24 protein-coding genes are annotated in these 23,879 nt (G+C 71.1%); 12 read left to right on the top strand and 12 right to left on the bottom strand.

Translation table 11 applies throughout. The features are described from left to right. Positions 1–666 precede the first annotated feature (666 nt). A complete protein-coding gene (locus ACIRB4_RS24355) occupies positions 667–1,872 on the bottom strand; it encodes an MFS transporter (RefSeq protein ID WP_403294260.1) in 1,206 nt (401 codons plus the stop codon). 126 nt (positions 1,873–1,998) lie between these two features. Between ACIRB4_RS24355 and ACIRB4_RS24350 the strand changes: the two genes are divergently transcribed. After that, the gene (locus ACIRB4_RS24350; protein ID WP_403294259.1) at positions 1,999–2,892 is read left to right on the top strand and encodes a LysR family transcriptional regulator; all 894 of its coding nucleotides are present in this window, start codon (positions 1,999–2,001) and stop codon (positions 2,890–2,892) included. A 105-nt stretch (positions 2,893–2,997) separates the two neighbouring features. On the opposite strand, the gene ACIRB4_RS24345 is transcribed toward ACIRB4_RS24350, so the two are convergent. Next, positions 2,998–4,314, bottom strand: coding sequence for a phytase (locus tag ACIRB4_RS24345; RefSeq protein ID WP_403294258.1), 1,317 nt, complete (start codon positions 4,312–4,314; stop codon positions 2,998–3,000). A 353-nt stretch (positions 4,315–4,667) separates the two neighbouring features. Beyond that, positions 4,668–6,836, bottom strand: a complete 2,169-nt coding sequence (locus ACIRB4_RS24340) for a protein kinase (RefSeq protein WP_403294257.1) — start codon at positions 6,834–6,836, stop codon at positions 4,668–4,670. Between the two features lie 259 nt (positions 6,837–7,095). On the opposite strand from ACIRB4_RS24340, the gene ACIRB4_RS24335 reads away from it, so the two are divergent. The 4 genes from ACIRB4_RS24335 (at position 7,096) to ACIRB4_RS24320 (ending at position 10,189) form a co-directional block, all read left to right on the top strand. After that, positions 7,096–7,374, top strand: coding sequence for a polyprenyl synthetase (locus ACIRB4_RS24335; RefSeq protein ID WP_403294256.1), 279 nt, complete (start codon positions 7,096–7,098; stop codon positions 7,372–7,374). Continuing rightward, on the top strand, positions 7,364–8,419 hold the full coding sequence (locus ACIRB4_RS24330; protein ID WP_403294255.1) for a polyprenyl synthetase family protein: 1,056 nt from the start codon (positions 7,364–7,366) through the stop codon (positions 8,417–8,419). Before ACIRB4_RS24335 ends, ACIRB4_RS24330 begins: the two co-directional genes overlap by 11 nt. Positions 8,420–8,547: 128 nt before the next feature. After that, the gene (locus ACIRB4_RS24325) at positions 8,548–9,708 is read left to right on the top strand and encodes an oxygenase MpaB family protein (RefSeq protein ID WP_403294327.1); all 1,161 of its coding nucleotides are present in this window, start codon (positions 8,548–8,550) and stop codon (positions 9,706–9,708) included. A 148-nt stretch (positions 9,709–9,856) separates the two neighbouring features. After that, complete coding sequence (locus ACIRB4_RS24320; RefSeq protein ID WP_403294254.1) at positions 9,857–10,189, top strand: GYD domain-containing protein; 333 nt, start codon at positions 9,857–9,859, stop codon at positions 10,187–10,189. Positions 10,190–10,235: 46 nt separating this feature from the next. Here the strand turns inward: ACIRB4_RS24320 and ACIRB4_RS24315 are convergent, their stop codons facing one another. Beyond that, positions 10,236–10,853 (bottom strand): DUF1707 domain-containing protein, encoded by a 618-nt coding sequence (locus tag ACIRB4_RS24315; RefSeq protein WP_403294253.1) that lies wholly within the window; start codon positions 10,851–10,853, stop codon positions 10,236–10,238. A 249-nt stretch (positions 10,854–11,102) separates the two neighbouring features. On the opposite strand from ACIRB4_RS24315, the gene ACIRB4_RS24310 reads away from it, so the two are divergent. After that, a complete protein-coding gene (locus tag ACIRB4_RS24310) occupies positions 11,103–11,525 on the top strand; it encodes an acyl-CoA thioesterase (RefSeq protein ID WP_403294252.1) in 423 nt (140 codons plus the stop codon). A gap of 100 nt (positions 11,526–11,625) precedes the next feature. On the opposite strand, the gene ACIRB4_RS24305 is transcribed toward ACIRB4_RS24310, so the two are convergent. Both ACIRB4_RS24305 and ACIRB4_RS24300 read right to left on the bottom strand, forming a co-directional pair. Further along, the gene (locus tag ACIRB4_RS24305; protein WP_403294251.1) at positions 11,626–12,300 is read right to left on the bottom strand and encodes a class F sortase; all 675 of its coding nucleotides are present in this window, start codon (positions 12,298–12,300) and stop codon (positions 11,626–11,628) included. Between the two features lie 4 nt (positions 12,301–12,304). Further along, a complete protein-coding gene (locus ACIRB4_RS24300; RefSeq protein WP_403294250.1) occupies positions 12,305–12,979 on the bottom strand; it encodes a DUF4142 domain-containing protein in 675 nt (224 codons plus the stop codon). A gap of 395 nt (positions 12,980–13,374) precedes the next feature. Between ACIRB4_RS24300 and ACIRB4_RS24295 the strand changes: the two genes are divergently transcribed. After that, positions 13,375–14,535, top strand: coding sequence for a hypothetical protein (locus ACIRB4_RS24295; protein ID WP_403294249.1), 1,161 nt, complete (start codon positions 13,375–13,377; stop codon positions 14,533–14,535). Positions 14,536–14,559: 24 nt separating this feature from the next. Here the strand turns inward: ACIRB4_RS24295 and ACIRB4_RS24290 are convergent, their stop codons facing one another. From ACIRB4_RS24290 to ACIRB4_RS24275, 4 genes are all read right to left on the bottom strand, one after another. Continuing rightward, the gene (locus ACIRB4_RS24290) at positions 14,560–14,904 is read right to left on the bottom strand and encodes a hypothetical protein (protein ID WP_403294248.1); all 345 of its coding nucleotides are present in this window, start codon (positions 14,902–14,904) and stop codon (positions 14,560–14,562) included. Positions 14,905–15,197: 293 nt separating this feature from the next. After that, entirely contained in the window at positions 15,198–15,890 is a 693-nt protein-coding gene (locus tag ACIRB4_RS24285) for a DUF3618 domain-containing protein (protein ID WP_403294247.1), read from the bottom strand. Beyond that, a complete protein-coding gene (locus ACIRB4_RS24280; RefSeq protein WP_403294246.1) occupies positions 15,866–16,408 on the bottom strand; it encodes a phage holin family protein in 543 nt (180 codons plus the stop codon). Before ACIRB4_RS24280 ends, ACIRB4_RS24285 begins: the two co-directional genes overlap by 25 nt. A gap of 2 nt (positions 16,409–16,410) precedes the next feature. Further along, a complete protein-coding gene (locus tag ACIRB4_RS24275; RefSeq protein ID WP_403294245.1) occupies positions 16,411–17,196 on the bottom strand; it encodes a hypothetical protein in 786 nt (261 codons plus the stop codon). A 279-nt stretch (positions 17,197–17,475) separates the two neighbouring features. Here ACIRB4_RS24275 and ACIRB4_RS24270 point away from each other — a divergent pair, with 279 nt between their 5' ends. From ACIRB4_RS24270 to thpR, 5 genes are all read left to right on the top strand, one after another. After that, positions 17,476–17,784 (top strand): hypothetical protein, encoded by a 309-nt coding sequence (locus ACIRB4_RS24270; RefSeq protein WP_403294326.1) that lies wholly within the window; start codon positions 17,476–17,478, stop codon positions 17,782–17,784. Positions 17,785–17,868: 84 nt separating this feature from the next. After that, positions 17,869–19,203 carry an APC family permease gene (locus tag ACIRB4_RS24265; protein ID WP_403294244.1) on the top strand — a complete coding sequence of 445 codons (1,335 nt, stop codon included), beginning with the start codon at positions 17,869–17,871 and terminating at the stop codon, positions 19,201–19,203. Positions 19,204–19,346: 143 nt separating this feature from the next. Next, positions 19,347–21,086, top strand: a complete 1,740-nt coding sequence (gene ctaD / locus ACIRB4_RS24260) for a cytochrome c oxidase subunit I (RefSeq protein WP_403294325.1) — start codon at positions 19,347–19,349, stop codon at positions 21,084–21,086. Positions 21,087–21,151: 65 nt separating this feature from the next. Next, positions 21,152–21,436 (top strand): hypothetical protein, encoded by a 285-nt coding sequence (locus tag ACIRB4_RS24255; RefSeq protein WP_403294242.1) that lies wholly within the window; start codon positions 21,152–21,154, stop codon positions 21,434–21,436. Positions 21,437–21,563: 127 nt separating this feature from the next. Next, a complete protein-coding gene (thpR, locus tag ACIRB4_RS24250; RefSeq protein ID WP_403294241.1) occupies positions 21,564–22,229 on the top strand; it encodes an RNA 2',3'-cyclic phosphodiesterase in 666 nt (221 codons plus the stop codon). A 131-nt stretch (positions 22,230–22,360) separates the two neighbouring features. Here thpR and ACIRB4_RS24245 read toward each other — a convergent pair whose 3' ends face one another. Beyond that, complete coding sequence (locus ACIRB4_RS24245; protein WP_403294240.1) at positions 22,361–23,143, bottom strand: hypothetical protein; 783 nt, start codon at positions 23,141–23,143, stop codon at positions 22,361–22,363. Continuing rightward, positions 23,143–23,769 (bottom strand): hypothetical protein, encoded by a 627-nt coding sequence (locus ACIRB4_RS24240; RefSeq protein WP_403294239.1) that lies wholly within the window; start codon positions 23,767–23,769, stop codon positions 23,143–23,145. The genes ACIRB4_RS24245 and ACIRB4_RS24240 overlap by 1 nt, the downstream gene beginning before the upstream one ends. Positions 23,770–23,879: the final 110 nt, after the last annotated feature.

Raw genomic sequence — 23,879 nt, 5'->3', positions numbered from 1 at the left:
GCGGTTGCGTGACCGGAGACCACCTGCCTATCGATGTCCTGCGGTACCCGGACTCAGTACTTCCGTCCGGGCGATCCTGATGGCGTTCAACTCCTCCGTTCTTCCCTCTGAACCAATCACTTACTGAACTGGTACTGCGTACTGCTGTGGCCTCGAACAGCGCCACTCTCCGGCAGCCAGCCCCGTCGCCCGTCCTGCGTCTGCTCTGGCTTAGAACCCCACTGCCGGACTTCCCGGTACGCGCGCCCGCAGTCAGACGCCTTTACCGGGGTACCGCTGTGAACCGCACTGCCGGTACTGCTCGTGGCGGCCCCTGATCACTGCGGGCCACCCGGTCCGGCCGTCAGTCCCGTCGCCATCCTGCAACCGCTCTGGCTTCGGAACTCCACCGCCGCACCGTCCTGCGAACTACAACTGCAACTGCGGGTACTGCTGCCCGGCAGTTCATCTCTGCCGGGCCCTTCTCGATCTCTGCTACGAGAGAAACCATAACCACACCACCACCCAATGTCTACTGCGGCCAGCACAGATTTTTATGTGTTCGACAGTGAGATAGTCGCCTTCGAACGCGGAGGGGTGTGAACCTGCCGGTTCGCGGCGCACACGCTCCCCCGCGTGACGTGCCGACCAGGCGTGGCGAACCCGGCGAGAGTTGCCGGACACGGCCTAGAGGCGTCCGCTCTCCGGGGCGCGCCCCAAGGCTGTCACTGCCAGCGCACCCGCGGCGAGCGCGCCCCCCGTCCACAGCACCGGCTCGATCCCGGCGCCGTCCGCCACCAGGCCGCCGACCAGTGCTCCCAGGGCGATGGCCCCGTTGAAGACGCCGACGAAGAGCGAGGACGCCGCCTCCCTGGCGTGCGGGGCGGCGGCGAGCAACCAGGTCTGGGTGCTGACGGAGACACCGCCGTACGAGAATCCCCACACGGCCAGCAGAATCGCGGCCGTCATGACCGAACCGCCCAGCAGCGGCAGCAGTCCGACCGTCGCCGACAGCACCAGGCTGATCACCACGAGCGTGCGGCGCGGTGACCGTCCGGCGCCGGATCCGGCGGCGAAGTTGCCGAGGACGCCGGCGACTCCGTACACGAGCAGCAGTGTGCCGATCGCCGCTGCGCTCGCTCGGGAGATCTCCTCCAGGGCGGGGCGCACGTACGTGTAGGCGGCGAAGTGCCCCGTGACCAGGAGGCCGACCACGGCGAGGCCGGTGGCCACGCGGGGGTTGCCTGCCAGCCTCAGCACACCGGCGACGCGGATGTGCTCGTGTGCGGGCAGTGGGGGCAGCAGCACCGCGAGAGCCACCAGGACCAGCAGCGCGAGGCCGGCGATGGTCAGGAACGCCGTGCGCCAGTCGGCCAGTTCACCGATGTACGTGCCTGCCGGGACGCCGAGGACGGACGCCACGGCGATTCCGCTGAAGACGAGTGAGGTGGCGGGCGCCACGGACTTCGGCGCGACCAACCGTACGGCGAGGCCGGCGGCGATGGCCCAGACTCCGCCCATGCCGACGCCGACCAGGACACGGGCGGCGATCATCACGCCGAAGCCGGGCGCCCACGCCGCCAGCAGGTTGCCGAACGTCAGGACCGCCATCAGGGCACACAGGACGAGCCGCCGGTCGAACCGCCCCAACGCCGGTGTCAGCAGCGGCGCGGAGACCGCGCCGACCAGGCCGGTGACGGTCAGCGTCAGCCCGGCCGTTCCCTCCGTGACGTTCAGCGCGTCGCCGATGGGCGTGAGCAGGCCCACCGGCAGCATCTCGGAGCTGACCACGGTGAATGTCGCACCGGCGACGGCGGTCACGGCGAGCCACTCCCGTAGCTCTGGGCGCCCCGTTTGCGCCACGGCGGGCGCGTTCTTCTCTGTCTGTGCCATGCGACCAGCCAACCGGCGGTGACCTGCGGGAACAACGGCCGATCCTTCATCCTTCTATGAGCGGTGCTACTCGATGAGCGGGGCTACTCGATCGGTCGCTCCCCCGGGGGAAGGAGGCGCAGACGCATGAGCGGTCTCGAGATGCGCGAGCTGGAGACGTTCCTCGTCCTCGCCGAGGAACTGCACTTCGGCCGGGCGGGTGAGCGGCTGTACGTCTCCCAGAGCCGGGTCAGCCAGCTGCTGCGGGCCCTGGAGAGCCGGATCGGCGCCCCTCTGTTCGAGCGCACCAGCCGCCGGGTGCGCCTCACGCCTCTGGGGGAGAGCTTTCTCGCCGGTCTGCGTCCCGCGTACGAGGCGCTGCGCGCGACGGTCGACGACGCCCGTGCTGCGGCCCGCGGGAACGGCGGGGTGCTGCGCATCGGTTTCCAGGGCGCCGTCGACGACCACCTGGGGCGGGCCATCGCCCTGTTCGGCAACCGGTACCCGGAGTGCGTATGGGAACTGGCCGAGGTTCCGCTGTCGGATCCCTTCGGCCCCGTACGCCGTCAGGAGGTGGACTGCGCGGTGGTCCTCCTGCCGGTGGAGGAGGACGACCTGGTCCTCGGCCCGGTCTTCTCCCGGCAGCCACAGACCCTCGCCATATCGGTCCAACATCCCTTCGCCGCACGGGAGTCGGTCTCGGCGGAGGATCTGGCGGAGTGCGATCTGATCGGTGTCAGCCCCCCGGCGCCCGCCTACTGGCAGCTGGCGCAGGCACCGTCCCGAACGCCGGGCGGCCGCGCGGTACCGGCCGGCCCCGTCGTGAACACGCTCCAGGAGGGCCTGAGCCTCGCGGCGGCGAACCGCGGGGCGATGCTGCTCTGCCGCTCGACCGCCGACTACCACAGCCGGCGCGGCTCCCTCGCGTACGTCCCGGTCGAGGGCCTCCCGGACTCCCTCCTGGGCCTGGTCCGGCCCCGTGCTCACTCCTCGGCCCAGGCGGAGGCGTTCGCGCGGGCGCTCTCGGAGACGGTGGGGTGATACCCGGCCCCCATGGCCTTGACCGTTCGACGCCTGAATGACGTGGAGGTCGTGGCGGCTCGCCGACCACGGGTGTCGGGGGCGGCGAGCCGCTCTGGGGTGGGGTCAGTCCGAGGTGCGCGGGTCGAAGGAGTCCGTGTCGACCGTCAAGGGCTCGGGGAACGCGGCGGCCACGGCGTCCCACCGGGTCAGCTTGAAGTTGGTGCCTTCCCGGTCCCCGTCCGCGGGAGTGGCCTCACCGTCGTGCGTGACCAGCAGCCCCTTGGGGAACGGCCTGCCCAGGGGGACGTTGACCACGGTGGCGCCGTCGGAGTGCTGCACGCCGTCGGTGGCGGTGCTGTCGGTGACGGAGAAGCTGCCGACGTAGCGGTTGTCGCCGTCACGCTCGTACACGGCGAAGGTGTCGTCGCCCTGGCTGGAGGCGAGCACGTATCCGGTGCCGTCCTCGGCGTGGTAGACGGTGACGCCTTCGGCGTCGGCGGAGAGGTGCTCACCACCGAATCCGGGGTCGTTCTCCGTGTCGAGGACGCACTCCTCCTCCGTGGTGTCGTACGTCCACGGGGTGCCGTACTCGCGCACGCGGTCCATCAGCTCCGCATCGTCGAACTCCTCACCGTCGAGTTCGATCCGCCACAGGCCCACCGTCTCCTGAGCGGCGTAGAGCACGTGCTCCTCCTGGTCCACGGCCATGCCTTCGACCTGCGGGCGCTCGCCGGGGTCGGCGCACGGGGACCAGGTGGTGTCGTCGGGCAGGGTGAAGGTGTCGGGGAGGTCGAGGGTGTCCTCGGTCCGGTAGCCGATTCGTCCGTCGCGGTCCTCGAGTCGCAGCAGCCGCAGTCGGGCCTCTTCGCGCTGCGAGGCCACCACATAGGCGTTGTCGTCGTCGCTGAAGGCGGTCAGGCCGTAGGCGGTGTGCTGGTCGTCCACCTCCGCCTCGTCGGCCGCGAAGACCGGCGCGGCATCGGGCGCGGTGACGTCCCTGAGCGGCGGCCTGCCCGCCGCGACGGCGCCGGGGTCGATGGCGAAGGCCCGGATCCGGTCTCGTCCTCGGTCGCTGACGAGGGCCAGGTCGGTCTTCCTGCCGTCCAGCTCGAACCCGTAGACGATGTCGACGTTGTTGAAGCGGCCGGGCGCGGCCTCGTCGTACGGGGCCGGGGGCGCCGCTATGTGCTGGAGGCGGCGGCCGTCCAGCCCGTAGACGTCGAGGCCCGCCTCCTTCAAGGTCCCGATGACGATGCTGCGACCCGGATGGGCGGGGTCCACCCAGACGGCCGGGTCGTCGGCGTCGGCGTTGCCGCCCGCTTCGTCGTCGTAGACCGCGGGGGTCTCGGCGCGTGCGGTGACGGACAGCGGAGGGTGGGGGGCGGTTCCGGTCGCCATGAGGAAGGCGGCGGCCAGCGCGCACAGAGCGGAAGCGCTCACGGTACTCCTCGGTCAAGGGGGTGGGCGCGGAAACGCTATGGGTGGCGGGCAAAGACAGGCGCACACGCCGGTGAACACCGAACGACCTTTCAGATCAACGGGGTCTGTACAAGGCGGTGTTGGGGCCTCGTCGATCACCTTGGCCGGGCTGCCTGTGGCGTCTCCTCCTACCGGTCGTGCTCGGCGGCCACAGGACGTAGGCCGAGCAGGACGCAGACCGACCAGGACTACCAGGTCGAGCAGGACGCAGGCAGAGCCCCGGTGAACACGGCGGCCGCGCCCCGCTCGGGCGCGCCGTCCCGTCGGCTGTACAGGCAGCACCCCGCGGCCGCCGTCCCGCAGCAGATGACGCGTCAGCGCCAGCTCGGGTGACCCTCGGCGGTGGTGCCCGGGGTCAGTGAGCGGGGCTCGGTGCCGTCCCGGCGGACGGCCCAGATCCAGGGCTTCTCGTAGGGGCCGCGGACGAAGGCCAGCCAGGCGCCGTCCGGAGACCACGTGGGGTCCATCTCATGGACGCCGGTCGCCACGACCGCGCGGTCGTTCCGGCCGTCCGTGCCGACCACGTGGATGTCGCCCTGGGTGCCCTGGCCGTAGCGGCCGGCCGTGTAGGCGAACGCGCGCCCGTCAGGCGACCACACCGGGTCGAACGCCGGGTGCGGCAGCCGGGTCACCTGCCGCGGGGCGGCGCCGGGCGCGTCCGGATTCACCAGGTGGATCTGCCAGTTGCCCTTCCCCGCCTCCTGGCAGACGGCGATGTTCCTGCCGTCCGGCGACCAGGCGGGGTCCTCCACCCGGCCGGAGCCGGTGGTCAGTTGCCGTGCGGTTCCGTCGGCCAGGTCCACCGTGAACAGCTGCTGCACACCGCTCTTCTTGCGGAGCACCGCCAGCCGGGTGCCGTCGGGGGACCAGGACACCCGGCCGCCGGCGATGGACGCAAGCCGCCGAGGATTGGTGCCGTCGGCGTTGGCCGTCCAGACGGCCGCGCCCTCGGCGGTGATGCGTGTGAAAGCGATCGAGCGCCGGTCCGGCGACCACTGCGGGAGTACGGAGCAGGTGTCGTCGGCGATCAGGGGGACGGACACATCCTCTCCCGGGTCGCGGCGAGCGATCACCCCATGGCATGTCCCCGGCCAGCCCGGTGCGGTGTCCTGCCGGATCAGCAGGGGCTCGTCGGGGAAGGGGGCCGGGGTTGAGGAGGAGGCGGACGGACCGCCGGTGCCGCCGCCCTTGCCGTTCTGCCCGGATTCGCCGGACCACGGCTGCCACACCACGACACCGGCCACGGCCAGCGCCACCAGGGCGCCCACGACGACCGGCACGACGCGGCGCTGCCCCGGACGCCGTACAGGAGGTTCGTCGCCAGTCGCACCCGGTTCGATCGGCTCAGGCCCAGGATGCTCAGGCCCAGGACGTTCGAGCCCAGGACGTTCGAGCCCAGGACGTTCGAGCCCGGACCGGTCGAGCCCGGGACGCTCGGGCCCGGGCTGCTGCGGCTCAGTTCGATCGGATTCAGGCCGCTCCGGCTTCGTCCCCTCCGGCTCAGACAGCTCCCGCTCAACCCGATCCGCCTCAAGCCTCTCGGGCTCGGTTCGCGCCGTCCCCGTCCTCTCCCGCTCAAGCCGCTCCGGCGCACCGTGCGCACCCGGCTCCTCGCGCGCCGGGTCCCGGCGGGGCAAGAGGGCCGTCGCCGCGTCCGGAAGCCAGGCACCGTCCTCCCGGTGGCGGACCGTCAGACGGCGGAGGCATTCGGTCGGGGTGGGCCGTGCCGCCGGGTCCTTGGAGAGGCAGTCGGCGACCAGCCCGCGCAGGGCGTCGGGGACGGCGCTCAGGTCCGGGTCCTCGTGGACGACCTGGTACAGGCGCGCGGCGGACGGCCCGTCCCCGAACGGCGAGCCGCCCGCCGCCTGGGCCAGGACCACGCCCAGGGCGAAGACGTCCACGGCCGGCGTGACCGCGCCTCCGGTGAGCTGTTCGGGCGAGAGGAAGCCTGGAGTCCCCACCTGGTAGCCGGTCCGTGTCAGTGTCGTCCCGTCCAGGGCGCGGGCGATGCCGAAGTCGATGACCCGAGGCCCGTCCTCCGCGACGATGATGTTCGCCGGCTTGAGATCGCGGTGGATGACACCGGCCCGGTGGATCGCCTCCAGCGCCTCGGCGAGCCCGGCCGCCAGCACCGTGAGGGTGTCCGCCGGCAGCGAGCCGACGCGCGCGAGGACGGCGGCCAGCGTCGGCCCCTGCACGAACGCCGTCACCAGCCAGGCCGGATCGCCTTCCGGATCGGCGTCCACCACCGGGGCCGTATGGAAGCCGCCCACCCGCCGGGCGGCCGCCACCTCGTCGGCGAACCGGCGCCGGAAGCCCGGTTCGGTGCTCAGTTCCGGCCGTACGACCTTCACGGCCACCGCCCGGCCCGACGGAGAACGGCCGAGGTACACCACGCCCATGCCACCCTGACCGAGCCGGTGTGTCAGCTGGTAGCGGCCGTCACCGACCGAGACGGGATCCCCCGGTGCCAACGGCTTCATGCGTGCGTCCCCCTGTTTCCGCCCCTGAGCAGGGGCAGGCCACTGCCTACCCGTCGAGGCATACGACAGTCAAGCCAGGGACCTGTAGTGGCCGGGAGCCCCGGGAGCCGTTCAGCGCCCGGGGCGGACCGATCCGTACGGTCGAGCGGTGTGATCACTCGATCGTGAGTTGCTCCGCCATCGCGCCCTCTCCGACGCGATGCTCGGAGGGACGGCGTGTGACCGACGCCGCCTGGACATCGGTGAGTGGGGACATGGCATGAGGCAGGAAGCGGAACGGGGCGGTGGGCTGGACGGCCAGGCGGTGCTGCTGGTGGCCGGGCTGGCCGATCTGGCGGTGAGCACGCTGGGTTCGGCCCTGGGGACGGTACGGGGGCTGCTGCGCCGCTCGGACACCGCGGAGCTGGCGGCGGAGGCCCAGCACGACCTCGTCGCGCGCGGGCGCCTGGTACTGGACCGGTACGCGACCGTACCCCCGGCTCATCTGGAGGTTCTGGCCCGGCACTCCCTGGCTCGACGGGGCGTCGATGGCGTCTGACGGGTGGGAGCCGGCCGCGTTCAAGGGCCGCGTCGACGAGGTGCTGCACCGGTTCGTCGCCCAGGAGGCGGACCGGTTCGCGGCCATCGATCCGCTCCTGTCCCCGGTGGCCGAGCGGCTGGAGGCGGCGGTCGCGGACGGCAAGCGGCTGCGGGCGGCGTTCTGCTACTGGGGCTGGCGTGCGGTGGGACAGCCGGACGGTGACGCGCTGCTGCGGGCGGCGGCCTCCATGGAGCTGGTGCATGCCGCCGCGGTGGCGCACGACGACCTCATCGACGACAGCCCGCTGCGGCACGGGCGGCCCACGGCACACGTCGCCCTGCGTGGTGCCGTACGTGGTCGACCGCTGGCCGCCGGTGCCGCGAGGTCGCTGGCGATGCTGGTGGGAGATCTGTTGATGGCGCTGGCCGGGCAGCTGTTCGCCACCAGCGGCCTGCCCGCCGCGTACCTCGCCCGGGCACGGCCGTTGTGGTGGGTGATGGCTCGGGAGCTGGTCGCGGGCGAGTGCCTGGAGATCCTGCGTACCGGAGCCGGTCCGGACACGACCGCGTCGTTGAAGGTGATTCGGTACAAGACCGCCAAGTACACCGTCGAGCAGCCCCTGCTGATCGGCGGCGCCCTGGCGGGGGCCGGGGCCCGGCTGCGCGAGGGCTACTCCGCGTACGGGCTGTCGCTGGGCGAGGCGTTCCAGCTGCGGGACGACCTGCTCGGCCTGTTCGGGGACCCGGAGCACACCGGCAAGGCCAGCGTGGACGACCTGCGCGGGCACCGGCCCACGGCGCTGCTTGCGGAGACCTGGCGCCTGGCCGGCGACGACGAACGGGAGCTGCTGCGGGCCCTCCTCGGCCGGCAGGACCCGGGCGACGAGGATCTGGAAACGGTCCGTGAGGTGATGCGCGGGGTCGGGGCACCCGACCGCATCGAGGGCATGATCAGCGCGCGGGTCGAGGCGGCGCTCGACGCCCTCTCCGAACTGGACGTACCGGCGCACGCCGCGGCTGCCCTGAGCGCGCTGGCGCACTCGGCGGCGGTTCGCCGGTCCTGACCCTCGCATCGGGGGCTGCGCGAATCCCGTGCCTCCCCCTCCGCCGGGCCTCCCGCCGGCTTTCCGCCGGCCTCACGTCGGCCTCCCGCCGGTCGTGGACGGCCCCCTGGAAGACAAGGATTACTGCCATCACGTACACCGAGGCATCGATGAACGCCCTGCGGCTGGCCGGAGACGAACTCGCCGACGCCACCGTCGCCACCCTCTTCGAACGCGGGGAGGTCGGAAAGTTCAACAGCCTGATGCGCTACGTCTCCACCGTCGGCGCTCCCCTGCCGGACGGGCTGCCCGACGTCGCCCGGGAATACCTCGAGGCCACCCGTGTGCCGCCGGCCTGGGTGGACTGGGGCGAGATGGAGAGGGCTCGGCTGTTCTTCATCGACAACAACGTGCACATCTCCACCGCGCTGTCCTTCGCCTCCATGCCCGCCTGTTACGTCGTCCCGCGTGTGGCGAAGCTGCTGTCGACCACCCACGGGCTGAAGTACCCCTCCAAACGGATGGCGGAGACGGGACAGTTCACCGTCTACCTGATGCGGCCCGACGCCTTCGAGGCAGGCAGCCGCTTCATCCCCGCCGCCCAGAAGGTGCGCCTCCTGCACGCATCCATCCGCCACCACCTCACGCGCGAGAACCGGTGGGACACCGACACGTTCGGAACGCCGATCTGCCAGGAGGACATGATCGGCGGGCAGATGTTCTTCTCCCTGCTCGTGCTGGACAGCCTGCACCGCCTGGGCATCCACATGTCCACGGAGGGCGCGGAGGCGTACTACTACGCCTGGCGCGTCGTCGGCGCCATGCTCGGCGTCGACCAGGACGCCGTGCCCAAGACCCTCGACGACGCCCGCCGGTTCCTCGACCTGTACATGATCCGGTACATGGGGCCCTCGGAGGAGGGCACGCAGCTGACCCGGCAGCTCATCGACCTCTACGAGGAGGTGGTGCCCGGCACGTTCTTCGACCCGATCGTCTCCGCCCTCATCCGCCATCTCATCGGCGACACCTGCGCCGACTGGCTCCACGTGCCGCGTACACCATGGGACACCGTCATCAAGGCCGCACCTCACCTCCTGGGCGTCCTGGAGACCATCGAGGACCGTTCCCCGTTCAGCGCCTGGGCCCTGGACCGCCTCGGCCACCTCACCACCATCTTCGAGCTGTCCTCCCTCACGCGCGGACGCGTCATGCACTACGCCATCCCGGAACAGCTGAAGAAGGACTTCGGCGTCTCCAGCACGGTGCCGCGCACCCACCGCTGGAGCCCTCCCGCCTCCACGGTGTCCTGAACCCCGGCCCCGGCCCGGGCCTTGAATGCGCACTCTCATCGTTCACCGTGCCGGTCGTCGTCACCGGCTGTTCGGGGGACCCTGGCCGCCTTCGGCGCTCCTTCCGCCCAGCGCGGGCATCCCTTGATGAAACGAAGGAGAGAACACGATGCCGCTCTATCTGTCGACGTTCAGCTACACACCAGAAACCTGGGCGAGGCTGATCGGCCACCCCGAGGACCGCAGGAAGGCCGCCGAGTCGTACATCGAGTCCGTCGGTGGGAAGCTCCACGGCTTCTGGTACGCCTTCGGCACGCACGACGGCTACGGCCTCTGGGAGGCTCCGGACAACGTCTCCATGGCCGCCGTCGCGCTGGCGATCACTGGAGGCGGGGCGCTCAGCTCGTTCGAGACGACCGTTCTCCTGACCGTCGACGAAACGCTGGACGCGCTGCGGACAGCCGAGAGAGTCGGGTATCGCCCTCCGGGCGTGGAGCGGTGAGCACGAACCGGAGCAGATGCCTGGGTGGCACACCGCGGCGCGCGTCCTAGCCCCGCATCGGGTTGCTGTGCAGCTTGCGCCGTTCCCGGCGGTTGGGGTGGCGGATGACCACGCCTCCCACGCCACCGGACCCGGTGAGCCGGATCAGCGGAGTTCCCGGGAGCCGCTCGGGAGTGGTCGTGTCCGTCAGGCCGCCCACGCCGGGATCGATGCCGCTGGTGTCTGCGGCCCAGCCGTCGGGGATGACGATCGTGACACCGGATGTGTCCCCGTGCGCCTCCACTGCGACCTCCGTGAGGCGGCACTCGACCCGGGTGAAGTCCAACTTCACACCCCCCACGCCTCCGTGAGCGATCACGTGCCCGGGGACATCCCAGCGCCCGGGGCCTCGGGAGGCGCCGGACATGCCGCCTTTGAGCACCAGCGGCGGCTGGCTCTCGGGGAGGTTCAGCCTCGGCAGGTCCGCGGTCACGACGGCCAGCTCAGCATGCGTCTTGGCTTTCAGAGCCTGTTCCAGGCGCGAATCCAGCTCATCGAAATCGATTCGCCCCTCGGCTGCCGCGTCGCGCAGCTGCTCGACCACTGCTTCCCGTTCGTCGTGAGAGGCTCGGAGCTCTCCTGAGGGAACAGGGCGCGAAGAAGGATCCCGAGGCTGGGCAGTCATAGCCACAAGGATAAGCAGCTCCTGGACTGAGCGGATCGGGACTGCGCATTCCCAACACCGCCTCGTTCAAAGGAGGTACGGACCGCCCCGACTCGGGCAGAGCGTGGCGGTGGCCGAGGGACCCGACTCCGTACTACTGGCCTGGCCCTCTCCGAAGCGGGGCGGCCCCGCCGTGGAATGCTGTGCGTCGTCGCGCGATTGACTGGATCGAGCCAGTCATCCTGCCGTGCTGTCGTCGAGAGGAACGCCGTGGCCGAGCCATTCTCCGTAGCCGTTTCCGTGCGTGGATACGAGACCGATACCCAGGGCCATCTGAACCAGGCCGTCTATCTCCAGTACGCGGAGCATGCCCGCTGGTCGCTGTTGCAGAAGGCGGGCATCCGGCAGGCGGAGCTGTTGGAAAAGGGCGTGGGGCCGGTGGCCCTGGAGGTGACCGTGCGTTATCAGCGGGAGTTGCGGGCGGGTGACGAGGTGGAGGTGACGTGCGCCTTCCTCTGGGGTGAGGGCAAGACCTTCCGTATCGAGCAGACGATTCGCAAGGCGGACGGCACGGTGGCCGCCGAGGTGACAGGCGTCGGCGGCCTGATGGATCTGAAGGCGCGCCGGCTGGTGGAGGATCCGCGCGAGTACTTCCGGGCGCTGGCCGACTCCCCTGAGGTCTTCGGCCTCTGACCCCCGGGGGTCGGGGGCAGGCGGTCGAAGACAGTGACAACGGCAAGGGGTGCCGGGCGCGTCGTACGCGGCCTACGCCCCAGCCGTCCGGCGGCGGCGATCAGCCTGATCCAGCGGCGGGGTCGGCGCTCTTCGTACCGGGCGTCGGAGCGGGCGTCTGCACTGCGCCTGCCCCGGTCCACTCGCCGTAGAGGACGAGGTTGTCGGCGTACTGACCGGTGGCCCGGTCGTAGTCGCCGGCGCAGGTGAGCAGCGCGAGGCGAGGGGGGCCTTCGGAGGAGAAGAGGTCGGACGGCAGGTGGGCGTGACGGTACGTGCGGCGGGCGGTGATGCGGTAGTGGTGGGTGCGTCCGTCGGCTCCGGTGACCTCCACCCGCCGGCCGAGGTCCAGGTCGTGGAGCTCCGCGAAGGCGCCCAGCCCTTCCTTGGTGTCCACGTGTCCCGCGATCAGCACGGTGCCCCGTGAGTCTCCCGGGGCGGCGCCCAGGGCCCACCAGCCGGCGCGGTCGCCGCGCGCCGGCACGGTGAGGTCTCCGCCGCGCGTGGCGGCGACGGGACCGACCTCGGCGTGAAAGCCGGACGCTCCACGGACCGTGACGGCGACCGGGGGTGCATGCCTCTCGGCAGCCGGGTCGGCGGCGGGTGCGGCGGCGGGCAGGGCACCCGCGTCCACGCCGGGATGGGCCCGGTCGAGGAAGCTCCAGCCGGCCGCCGCCATGAGTACGCCACCGGCCATGGCCGCCGTCGCGGGGCCGACGCGGTGGCGCCGCCTCATCCCGTCAGCTCTCGGCGTCGCTGCGACGTCCGCGCAGGGCCCACAGCCCGGCGCCCGCCACGAGGAGCGCGCCGCCGGCCAGCGCCACCGTGCCCAGTACGACGCGGTCGTTCATCGCGGCGGCCAACTGGCCGCCGTTGCCGGCGCCGACGGTCTTCGAGTCCTTGGCCGCGTGGCAGGTGCCGCCGCGGACCATGTCCAGGTGCATGGCGACCACCGGCCGCGCGGCGCGAGCGGCGGCGACGACCTCGGCATTGTCGCCCTTGGCGATCTCCTCGTCGATCCGGGCGAGCGACTTGGTGTGCGCGGCCTCCTGGTGCGCGAGCCACGCCTTGTCGTACGCGGCGGTTCCGGCCTTGGCCCGTACGGCCATGAGCTTCTGCTCGTCCTCCGGGGCGGGCGAGCCCGGCAACGCGATGCCGTGCTTCTTCGCCAGCGCGGTCAGACCCGCGTCCAGTCGGCTGTGATCGCGTACCAGCACGCCTCCGACGGTCTTGACGCAACCGGTGGTCGCGTTCCTCTGGGCGTCCTGTCCGGCGGCGATCTCGGCGAGATTGGCCCGGTGTGCCGCCTGCGTGAACGCGGTGTCCTGGTCGCTGACAGGCGCGGCGTACGCCTGCGGTGCGCACAGGGCACCGGCGGCGCCTATGAGGGCCACGGTCACGAGCTGCTTCCGCATGGGAGTACTTCCTTTCGCCACCGCGATCCGGTGGCACGGCGATCGGGCGCCTTCTAGCACCCACGCCTCATGAGTCCCGCAGCGACACGCCGCCCCTGCGTCAGAAGTCCAGATTCACTACAAAGGGTGATAAGTCATGGCGTATCGCCAACGCTGCGTGATCGGCTCGGCGGCCGGTCCATGCGCCCTTGGCGCTGGAGGCCGGGGAGTCGGGTACGGCGCGGTGTCGGCCGCGGCGGCACGGGTACCCGCCGGACACGACAGCGCACGGGTGGACCCACACGAAAGGCAACGGTCATGGTTGACGGCATCGCATCGCCCCCTGTCTCGGACGCCCCGGCTCAGCGCCGTATCGGCGCCACCGGGCCGGCGGTGCGGCCGGTCGGGGGGTTCTGATGGTCGCCCTCACCCGCTCCGTACAGTCAGCCGCCCGCGCGCTGGCCCGACGCCGTCGGCGGCCCGCCTTGCACCCGGACGGTCTGCTGTTCTCCGGTGTGCTCGAGATCCTCCCCTCCGAGGAAGAGCCGTGGTCGGTGGGATGGCTGGACCGAGCGGGACGGTACGACGTGACCCTGCGCTGGTCACGGGCCGCTGGCGTACCGGTGGCCCTGCCCGACGGCCTGGGTCTGGCGCTGAAGGTCGTGGACGCCGCGGGTCCAGGCCGCCCGCTGGACCTGCTCCTCACCTCAAGCGGCGGCGGGCCGCTCACACGGCACCTCCCGGTACCGCGCACCGACGCACTCGGCGGGCCGTACTCCACCCTGAGCGGCTACCGCTTTCCCGACCGGGACCGTGTCGTCGCGGCCTTCCCCGACGAACCCGGGCGCCGACTTCCGGCGCGGCCGGCGGCGATCGCCGAGGCCCTGCGCCGGCATCCGGTGCGCTTCCGGCTCTGCGCAGCCGGCCGAGGCGAGCCGTGGCGGCAGTTCGCCACGCTCACCGTGAACGGCACTCCCCCGGCCATGGACATGGACGCGGGCACGGACACGGAGAGGGACACGCACGTACGGGTCGCGTACGACCCCTATACCGCGCGCCTCCCCGACCTGCCGCCCACCGACCGTCTACGCGCCCTGCGAGAAGCCGCCTACGCCGGCTCCCGCCAAGGGCGCGGGGCTCCCACGCCGCCGCGCCGCCTCCGGCCCGCGCCGGAGGGCGGGAGCCGTGGATCGAGCCTGGTGCGTCCTGTCGCCGTCGCTCGCGCCCAGGGCGTGTTCAACATCGTCGGCGGGCTGTGGCCGGTCGTCTCGCTGCGGACCTTCGAGCGGGTCTACGGCGCGAAGACCGACAAGTGGCTGCAGCGGACCAGCGGGGCTCTGCTCGCGACGGCCGGGTACAGCATGCTCCGTGCCGGCTCCACCCCTGCCGGGGTGCGCCATGCCCGCCGTATCGGCGTCGGGACCGCCCTCACCTTCCTCGCCATCGATCTGGTGTACGTCCCCCGGCGCACGATCCCCGCCACGTACCTCATGGACGCGGCCAAAGAGATCGCCTGGCTCGCCGCCTGGTGGCGGGCGGGAGCGTGCGGCGACGCCACGGAGGAGCGGGAGGCGTGAGTACGCGAGCCCGGCTCGCCGCGTTCACGAGGCGGACGGGCGGCGCCATGCGGTGAGCCAGAGCGCCTGGAAGACGGCGTCGAGAAAGTACACCCGCCGGATTCTCCCCCGGGATGCGTAGATCACGTCGATGGCGAGCAGCGTGCATGCGGTGCCTACGCCGATCCTCCGCGCGCTGTCCGGGTCGGCATCGGCTGCCCTGATCTGGCCCCAGCCGGTGACGACCAGCAATCCGGACACCGTCTGCAGGAGCCAGACGTCCGCCTTCGGCCCGGTGACCGCCTCGAAACTGCGTCGATGGACGAGGGGCCACGCGCCGGTCACCACGTGGAAACAGCCATGTGCTCGGGCCACAGTCGCGCTGTTCACAGCGATGCTCCTCACTGCCGGCCCGCTGGGGCCGACGGCGCACCCTCCGCACGTCGCGAACCCGCGAACGCTCCCCGCCGGGCCAGTGCCCCGACTCCCGTGCGGTATGCGCCGCCGGGCGGATCGCCGAGGCGGCCCTCCGGCCTTGGCCGGGACGTGGACCACGAGGCCTCCGCGACGACGGGGCGCCCGTGCGAATGCACGGGCGCCCCTGCTGCGTACAGCGAGCTACGCGTCTCGCTCCTCACGGGACGGCCGCCCAGAACGGCCGCTCACGCGGCCCGGTCAGCCGCTCACGCCGTCGGTGGCCCCTGTCGGCCGCTCTGGCCCCGGACCTCGTGGGCGGCGTCCTTGCCCATGTCGCGCAGGCCGCCCGCCGTCTCCTGTCCGGCAGTCCGGGTCTCGTCCATCGTGGTCTGCGCCGCGCCCTGAGCCGTGGACTTCACCGACTCCACCGCCTCGGCGGCCGGCTCGCGCAGCTCCTCCTTGATGTCCTGCACCGCCTGGACCGCCTGCTGCTTCACGGGCTCAAGCAGTTCGTCGGAGTGCTCCCGCAGCTGCTGACCGGCACGTTGCTCCGCCTCGGTCGTCGGCAGCAACGCGGCCGTCAGCATGCCGGCGCCGAACGCGATCAGGCCGGCCGCGAGAGGGCTGCCCTGGGTCTGCTGCCTGACCTGGGCGGGCGCCTGGGACAGGGCGTCACCGAGCCGGTCGGTCGTCTCCTTCGCCGCCTCGGCGATGTTCGCCGACGTCTGCCCGGCGGAGTCCGCCACACCCTGCGTGGTCTCGGCCACCCGTCCGGTGGTCTCACGGGCTGTGCCCATCACACGCTCCCTCACTCCGCTCAGCCGGCCCCGGGCCGCGCCAACCTTGCGGCGCGCCACCTTGCGGGGGGTGACCCGGTCCGTCAACAAGTCGACGTTGCGGGCCAGATGAGCTCGCCGGTACTCCACGTCGGTCCTCAGCTCGTCGGGTGTCGGGCCCATCGGGCGTCCTCCTTCAGTGTCTCCATGGTCTGTTCCGGCTTGAGGTTGACGTCACGCAGACGTTTGCGTCCGGTGGTGTACAGCACCGCACCGACGACGGCCCAGACGGCGGTGACGATCAGCGCGGCCCAGGCGGGGTCCATGACGTTGGCGAGGGCGAAGACCGCTGCCAGGCTGCCGAAGAGGAGGACCAGGTGACCGGCGTAGCCGGCTCCGCCGAGCATGCCGACGGCCTTGCCCGCCTTGGTCGACTCCTGTTTGAGCTCCGCTTTCGCGAGTTCGATCTCGTCGCGGACCAGCTGCGACAGGTCCGAGCTGATCTCTCCGATCAGGTCGCCGATCGACTGCTCCTCCTCGCGTGCTTGCGGGGAGACGCCGGGGGGCGTTCGCGGTGGGGTGCCGTACGGGCTACCGGGCGGCGTTCCGGGGAAGGATCCGGGACGCGTTCCGGCCGGCGGTGTGCTCGGTGGAACGCCTGTCGTCGGTGCGGTGGTGCGCTGTTTGTACGGGGTAACCACGCTCAGCTCCCTTGCGTCGGTCGCTGCGGTCCGGTCGGCGGAGGCGGAGGCGGGGTGGGTGGCGCCGCCGCGGCGGGCGGGGTCTGGGGCGTGGGGGCCTGCCCGTAGGACGGGGTCACGTGGGGCGGCTGGGACTGCCCGTAGGTGTCCAGCGGATCGTCATAGCCCGTCTGCGGGACGCCCGGGCCGCTGCTGGGTGCCGCCTGGTAGGGAGGCGGGCTCGTCGGGCGCGGTGGCACGCCGCCCTCGCCCGTTCCGCCCTGCCCCGCGCCGGTGCTCGATGAGGCGGACCCGCTGACGCTCTTGCCGACCCGTGCGACGGCGAATCCCGCGAGGGCCGCTCCGGCCAGGAACACGCCCGGCCTGCGCCTCGCGAAATCCTGCAGATCGCCGACGAGACCGTCAGGTCCTCGCTCTTCGATCCGGGAGGCCACCTGATGTCCGCCGTCGGCCAGTTGCCGCACGAGACCCGCCGCACTGGACTCCGGCTTGCCGTTCTCGCTCATCTCCCGCAGCTCGTCCGCCAATCGGCGTACGTTCCGCGCGAGGTTCTGCGTCTGGGTGTGTGCCTGGCCCTGAAGCTGATCACGCAGCTCTCCGACCAGGTCACGGGCCTGACTCGTCGCTTCGCCGACGACGTCGGCGGCCTGCTCCTTTGCGGTGCCGGTGACCGCGGCGGCCTTCTCCGCCACCAGTCCGGCACCCTCGCTCGCCTTGTCCTGAGCCGTTTTCGCCACCGCCTCGGACCTGCTCCGGTCGGGACGGCCGCTGTCCTGGAAGTCGCTCAAGGCTCCTCCTGGTCAATCGAAACGTTCAGCTTTCCGGTTGCTCATGCACGCCACGCGTACCCCTTTTCCGCCTATCTACGTCTATGTTCTGAAAATGATGTGATCGTTCGGCCTCGCGAGTGCGGCAGCCGTTCCCCTGCCCCGGCGCCGACCAGCCCTGACGGCCGTACGGAACGCACCTCGGCAGCATCGGTGTACATCCGTGTACCCGAACCGCGGCCGACTACCGAAGTGACCGACATCGACATCGACACCGACCACCACGGGAGCTGGTACGACATGCCACGCTCGAAGCAGTACGCCGTCGCCGCCTCAGGGCAGTGGACGGATGAGGAGGAAGGCCGGCGGCGGCTGCCCGCCGGAGAGGTTCATGCCTGGGAGCCCGGCATGAACCAGACCGTGTGCGGCCTGTCCCTCAGCCGGTCCGAGCTGACCCGCTTCCCCCACATCACCTGGGCGGACACCTTTCCGGAGTCCGGCGGCGCGGCGGACCGCGTGCGGCTCCAATGTCCGCGCTGTGCCTCCGTCGCCGGCCGGCGCGGCGGCGACGCCCGACCTCGGTGGCATCGCACCGACCCCAGGCCGTGAGCCCCGCGACCGGTGGCGGGGCTTTCACGGTGACATGACGGAGAGAGGGGTGTGGTTCGGGCTTTCCAGGGGATAGGGGTCGACATGTCGACAGGTAACGAAGTACTCCCCACGGTTACGACCGAGCCCTCCCTCCGGCGGACCCTCACCACTCCCCTGCTCTTCTTCTTCATTCTCGGAGATGTCCTGGGCGCCGGTGTCTACGTCCTGGTCGGGCAGGTCGCCGCCGACTCGGGTGGCGCCGTATGGGTGCCCCTCACCGTGGCCCTCCTCCTGGCGCTGCTGACCGCCGCTTCCTATGCCGAGCTGGCGACGAAGTACCCGAGGGCCGGTGGGGCTTCGCACTACGCGACGCGGGCGTTCGGCCCGGTGGTCGGCTTCATCGCCGGATTCTGCATGCTCGCCGCGGGGGTCGTCTCCGTCGCGGCCCTCGCCCGGGGCTTCGGCGGTGAGTACCTGTCGGCGTTCGTGACGCTGCCCGTCGCAGCGGTCGCCGTCGTCTTCCTCGCCGCACTCGCGCTGCTCAACGCGCGAGGCATCAAGGAATCGACCCGCGCGAACGTCGTCGCCACCGTCATCGAGGTCGGCGGCCTCCTCGTCATCGTCGTGCTTGGCGCGTGGCTGCTGCTGCGTGGCGAAGGGGATCCGGGGCGACTCACCCAGCTCGGCACAGCGGAGAAGGGTGCCGTGCCCGCTGTCCTGAGCGGTTCCGTGCTTGCGTACTACTCCTTCGTCGGCTTCGAGACGTCGGTGAACGTCGCCGAGGAGACGCGCAACCCCCGACGCTCCTATCCGCGTGCGCTGTTCGGCGCGCTCGCCGCGGCGGGCGCCGTGTACGTGCTCGTGGGAATCGCGGCCTCCGCCGCGGTGCCGACGGAGAGGCTCGCCGAGTCCAGCGGCCCGCTCCTCGAAGTCGTCAAGGCCGCGGGAGGCGTCCCGACGTGGCTGTTCAGCGCCGTGGCACTGATCGCGGTCGCCAACGGCGCGCTGCTCACCGGCATCATGTCATCCCGTCTCGCTTACGGCATGGCCCGTGACGGGCTGCTGCCCTCCGGCCTGACCAAGGTGCTGCCCGGCCGCCGTACCCCATGGGTCGCGATCGCGGCCACGACGGTGGTGGCGATGCTGCTCGCGCTGACCGGCAGTGTCGCCGAACTGGCCTCCACACTCGTCCTGCTGCTCCTCGTGGTGTTCCTCATCGTCAACACGGCGGTCATCGTCCTGCGCCGGGACCCGGGCGAGAGCGACCACTTCCGGGCCCCGACCGTGCTTCCCGTCCTGGGCCTGATCTCTTGTGTCGTCCTCGCCACCCAGATCGAGGCCGAGGTGTGGCTTCGTGGACTCGCGGTGATCGGCGGCGGCGTCGTGCTCGCGGCGGTGGCCGCCATGAGGCGGCGAAAGACCGTCGGCACGAGCTGAGAGCGGAATTGACCGCACGTCACCATCTCTTGCCGGATGTCACTCGTACGCGCCCGCGCCATGAGGGGCTCGGCCGAGCGAGCTGGCGTAGAAGTGGTACGTCACGGCCGTTTGTCGGCCGCTCGTTCTTGCGGAAGGTTTTCATGACGACGTCGACTGAGCCGGTCGCCCCCGTCCCCGTCGCGGGCCGGAGTGTAGGGGCCGTGGTCGTCTCCTGGCTGACGACGACCGATCACAAGAAGATCGGGCATCTCTACCTGATCACGTCGTTCGTCTTCTTTCTCCTGGGCGGGCTACTCGCCTTGATGATCCGGGCCGAGCTGGCGCGGCCCGGAATCCAGATCATGTCCCCGGAGCAGTACAACCAGGCGTTCACCCTGCACGGCACGGTGATGCTGCTGCTGTTCGCGACGCCGACCTTCGCGGGTTTCGCGAACGCGATCATGCCTTTGCAGATCGGCTCCCCGGACGTCGCTTTCCCCCGTCTGAACATGTTCTCCTACTGGCTGTTCCTCTTCGGCGGCCTCATCGCGTTCGGAGGCGTGTTCACCACCCAGGGAACGGCGGACTTCGGTTGGACCGCGTACACACCGCTCAGTGGCGGTGAACGCACTCCCTATGTGGGAGGCGACATGTGGATCATGGGGCTGGCGCTCGGCGGTTTCGGAACCATTCTGGGTGCCGTCAACTTCATCACCACCATCATCTGCATGCGGGCCCCGGGCATGACGATGTTCCGGATGCCGATCTTCACCTGGAACGTCCTGCTCACCTCCGTGCTGGTACTGCTGGCGTTCCCGGTCCTGGCCGCGGCGCTGCTGGTGCTGGAATCCGATCGGCAGTTCGGCTCGCACGTCTTCGCCCCGGCCAACGGCGGCGCGCTGCTGTGGCAGCACCTGTTCTGGTTCTTCGGGCACCCCGAGGTGTACATCATCGCGCTGCCGTTCTTCGGCATCATTTCCGAGATTCTTCCGGTGTTCTCCCGTAAGCCGATCTTCGGCTATATCGGGCTGATCGCCGCCACGATCGCCATCGCGGGATTGTCGGCGACGGTGTGGGCGCACCACATGTTCGCCACCGGGGCCGTTCTGCTGCCGTTCTTCTCCTTCATGACCTTCCTCATCGCGGTGCCGACCGGCGTGAAGTTCTTCAACTGGATCGGCACCATGTGGAAGGGTTCGCTGTCCTTCGAGACGCCGATGCTGTGGTCGATCGGTTTCCTCGTGACGTTCCTCTTCGGTGGCCTGACGGGCATCATCCTTGCTTCACCGCCGATGGACTTCCATGTCACCGACACCTATTTCGTCGTGGCCCATTTCCACTACGTCGTCTTCGGCACCGTCGTTTTCGCGATGTTCGCGGGCTTCTACTTCTGGTGGCCGAAGATGACGGGCACCATGCTCGACGAACGCCTCGGGAAGATTCACTTCTGGAGCCTTTTCATCGGCTTCCACGGCACCTTCCTCGTCCAGCACTGGCTGGGCGCGGAGGGAATGCCCCGGCGCTACGCCGACTATCTGCAGGCCGACGGCTTCACCGCACTGAACACCCTCTCCAGCATCGGCGCCTTCCTTCTCGGTATGTCGACGCTGCCGTTCTTCTACAACGTCTGGAAGACCGCGAAATTCGCCCCCCGGGTCAAGGTCGAGGACCCGTGGGGATACGGCCGCTCGCTGGAATGGGCCACTTCCTGCCCGCCCCCGCGGCACAATTTCGTCACCCTGCCCAGGATCCGTTCCGAGTCCCCGGCCTTCGATCTCCACTATCCGGAGGTCGCCGCCCTCGACGAAGGCAAGCGGCACAAGCGCGATGTCCTGGACGACTCCGCCGCCGCGACGCAGCCGGGACGCGACACCGGCCCACACGGCTCGGCGCCTCGATGAGGCCGCGCTCCGCGAAAGGGCGCGACGGCAACGCCGAGGGCCTCGCGCGCCTCGAGGGCTACCTCATGAGCCAGGCCATCCGGCAGGAGGTGAAGCAGATGAGTGAGGACCTGGCCCGGAGCCTGTCCTGGCTCGGGCCCCTGGAGCAGGACGAAGTCGCCCGCCGCTTCGCCGACCAGCACCTCGCCCTCCGCCTGCAGATGCTCCGATCGACCGTCGAGCGGGCCGCGGAGCTCCGCGCCGAGTACAGCCAGCGGTACGAGATGCTCCGCCGCCGCACGTTCGCGCTCGCGCTGAGCGCCGTGGCCCTGACCGTCGCGGCCACCACATGGATCGCGATGCGCGGCTGAGTCCGAGAACGGCCGGCCACAGGAGGTAGCGGTTCTCCGGGCCCGGTGCCGGAAAGTCTTCGCGTACGAGAGGTCCGGCGAAGCGCCCTCCGGCCGGAGCCGGGAGCCGGTGGTGTACGAAGTCTCTGTGAACGAACAAATTCAGACCTCGACCGTCCGCGTCTTCATAGCTCTCGCCCCGCCCGACGAAGCGAAGGAAGAACTGGCGCGGGAGCTGCGGTCCGCCTACGACGCGTACCCGAACATGCGGTGGAACCGTATCGAGGACTGGCACATCACGCTCGCGTTTCTCGGCGAGCTGCCCGTCACCACCGTTCCGCTCCTGCGAGCACCGCTCGCACGCCTGGCGGCAGCGCGTCCGCCCTTGCGGCTGGCACTACGCGGCTCCGGGTGTTTCGACGAACGGGTGTTGTGGAGCGGGATCGACGGGGACCTCGAAGGGCTGCACCTGCTCGCCACCGAGGTCCGCGCCGTCGTCAAGGCTTGCGGGGTCGACGTCGCGGACCGCCCCCTGCGTCCCCATCTGACGCTGGCGCGCTCCCGCCGCGACGACCCCGACAGCGTGGTGGAGGCGGCTGCGGGACTCGCCGGATTCACCGGCCGGCCTTGGCAGAGCGAACGCCTGCACCTGGTCGGCAGCAACTTCGGCCGCGGCCCGGGGCCGATCCGCTACCGCGACATCGACGCATGGAGCTTCGGCGAAGGCCGGGCTCCCCGGGGCGGGGACGGCGAGGGCCAGGGCGAGGGCGGCGGGGTCGAATGCGACGAACGGTCGTCCCGCTCCGAGGCCTGAACGGACGGACCGTCCCACAGAGTGGAGCCGACCGTCGACCCGCGTGGCGCGCCATCGGTCGACCGGCATGGCTGTGGCCCCCGTGGTGATCCACGGGGGCCACAGCCATGCCGGCGGAAGGGGCGCCGGGGTCATGCGCCGAGCAGGTGTTCCGTCACCTCGCGGTAGGTTCGCAGGGTGAGCCGGAGCTGTTCGGTTTCGACGCCCCGGTCGCTCGAATCGCCGATTCCCTGCCAGCCCGCCCGCAACGCGGCGCGACGGTCCCGGAGGGAGGCGATGAGCTGCTCCTCCACCTCGTCGAGCACCTCGGCCGCCTCGGCGACCGAGCTGCGCGGCGAGTCGACGAACGCGGCCAGCGCGTGGTGCAGGCGCTGTCCCAGCCGGTCACGGTCGGCGTCGCCGAGCAACAGCCCGAGCGGACGGTTCCCGTCCGGGCCGGATGCGTGGCGCGCGCCGTTCGCGTCGAGGTCACCGCCGGCGTCGAGGTCGCCACTGCCGTCGTCACCCGACTCGCGGCCCGACCCGGAGGTGTGGCCGTCGTACGTGAGCGGGTCCGTCGTCTGCCGTCCGCGCGGCGCGGCGGGGGTCGCGGCGGGAGCCTGCTTAGGGCTCCTGTCGTTCCGGCCCGTGGCGCCGGGGTCGCCGGACGGTTCGGCGGACAAAGGTGACGCGGACAGCGGTGTCGGCGGGTTGCCGGTGACCGGTGGCGCGTGTGGCGACGGGGGCGCCGACGGTGCGGGGCGGCCGGTGTTCTGGGCCTGCGCCGCCTCGAAGGGGACGCCCCCACCCGCCGTGCGGTCCGGCCCGTTGCCGGCGGCGCCCGACGAGTCCCGGTACGCGGGGGCCGGGGGCTTGTGCCGCAGGTGGTCTCCGGTACGGCCCTCTGCCCGCTGGTCCCGGTTCTCGCGCGCCATCAGGCACCACTTCCCTTCGGCTTGAGCAGGTGCCCACGGCCTCGTGCGGAGGCCGTGTGCGGACGACTCCTGCCACCCCACGCCGGCTCGGCGGCCGTCAGGCTCTCGAACAGGGCGCGTGCGTGGAGCAGGGCCTCGCGCAGCTCCTCGGTGGACGCGGTCCCCGAGTGGACGGTCCGGCGTACCGTACGCAGGCCCTCCACGTGGCGGGGATGGTGCACCGAGAGGGCGGCGAGCTGCTCGTCGTGCCGGTCGGCGGCCGGGAAGCCCCGGGTCGCGGCGATCCGCGCGAGGAGCTGTTCGGCGTCGGCGACGGCCTGCCGAGGGGCGTCGACGAAGCGCTCCTGGAGGGTGGTCCACTGAGCGTCGTACTGCTCGCGGACGGCGGGTTCCAGCGGCAGCGGCCGGATGTGTCCGTGCCGCTCGACCCGCTCGCGCAGGTCACGGTGGGCGGCCTCGGTGTTTCCGCCGTGGCGTTCGATGGTGCGGTCGTACTCGGGGCCGAAGCGCCGCTTGAGAGAGCGCGTGCCGCTACCCGTGCCCGAACGGGCCCGGAACGCGACACCGGCCGCCAGCACCACCGCGACCAACGCCGCGATGATGAGGACTGTGGTCAGGGTCGACATGGCTGCCTTCCTGGATCGTGTCTCCTGGCTGGCTGTTCGTCACTGCTTGCAGAGCGCTCGACAGTTCGGCTTGCCGCTTCTCCGGCGGTCAAACCCGAAAGGGACTGCTC

Source organism: Streptomyces sp. NPDC093600, assembly GCF_044764755.1.
GTDB lineage: Bacteria > Actinomycetota > Actinomycetes > Streptomycetales > Streptomycetaceae > Streptomyces.
This window is presented reverse-complemented; position numbering and strand designations above follow the sequence as displayed.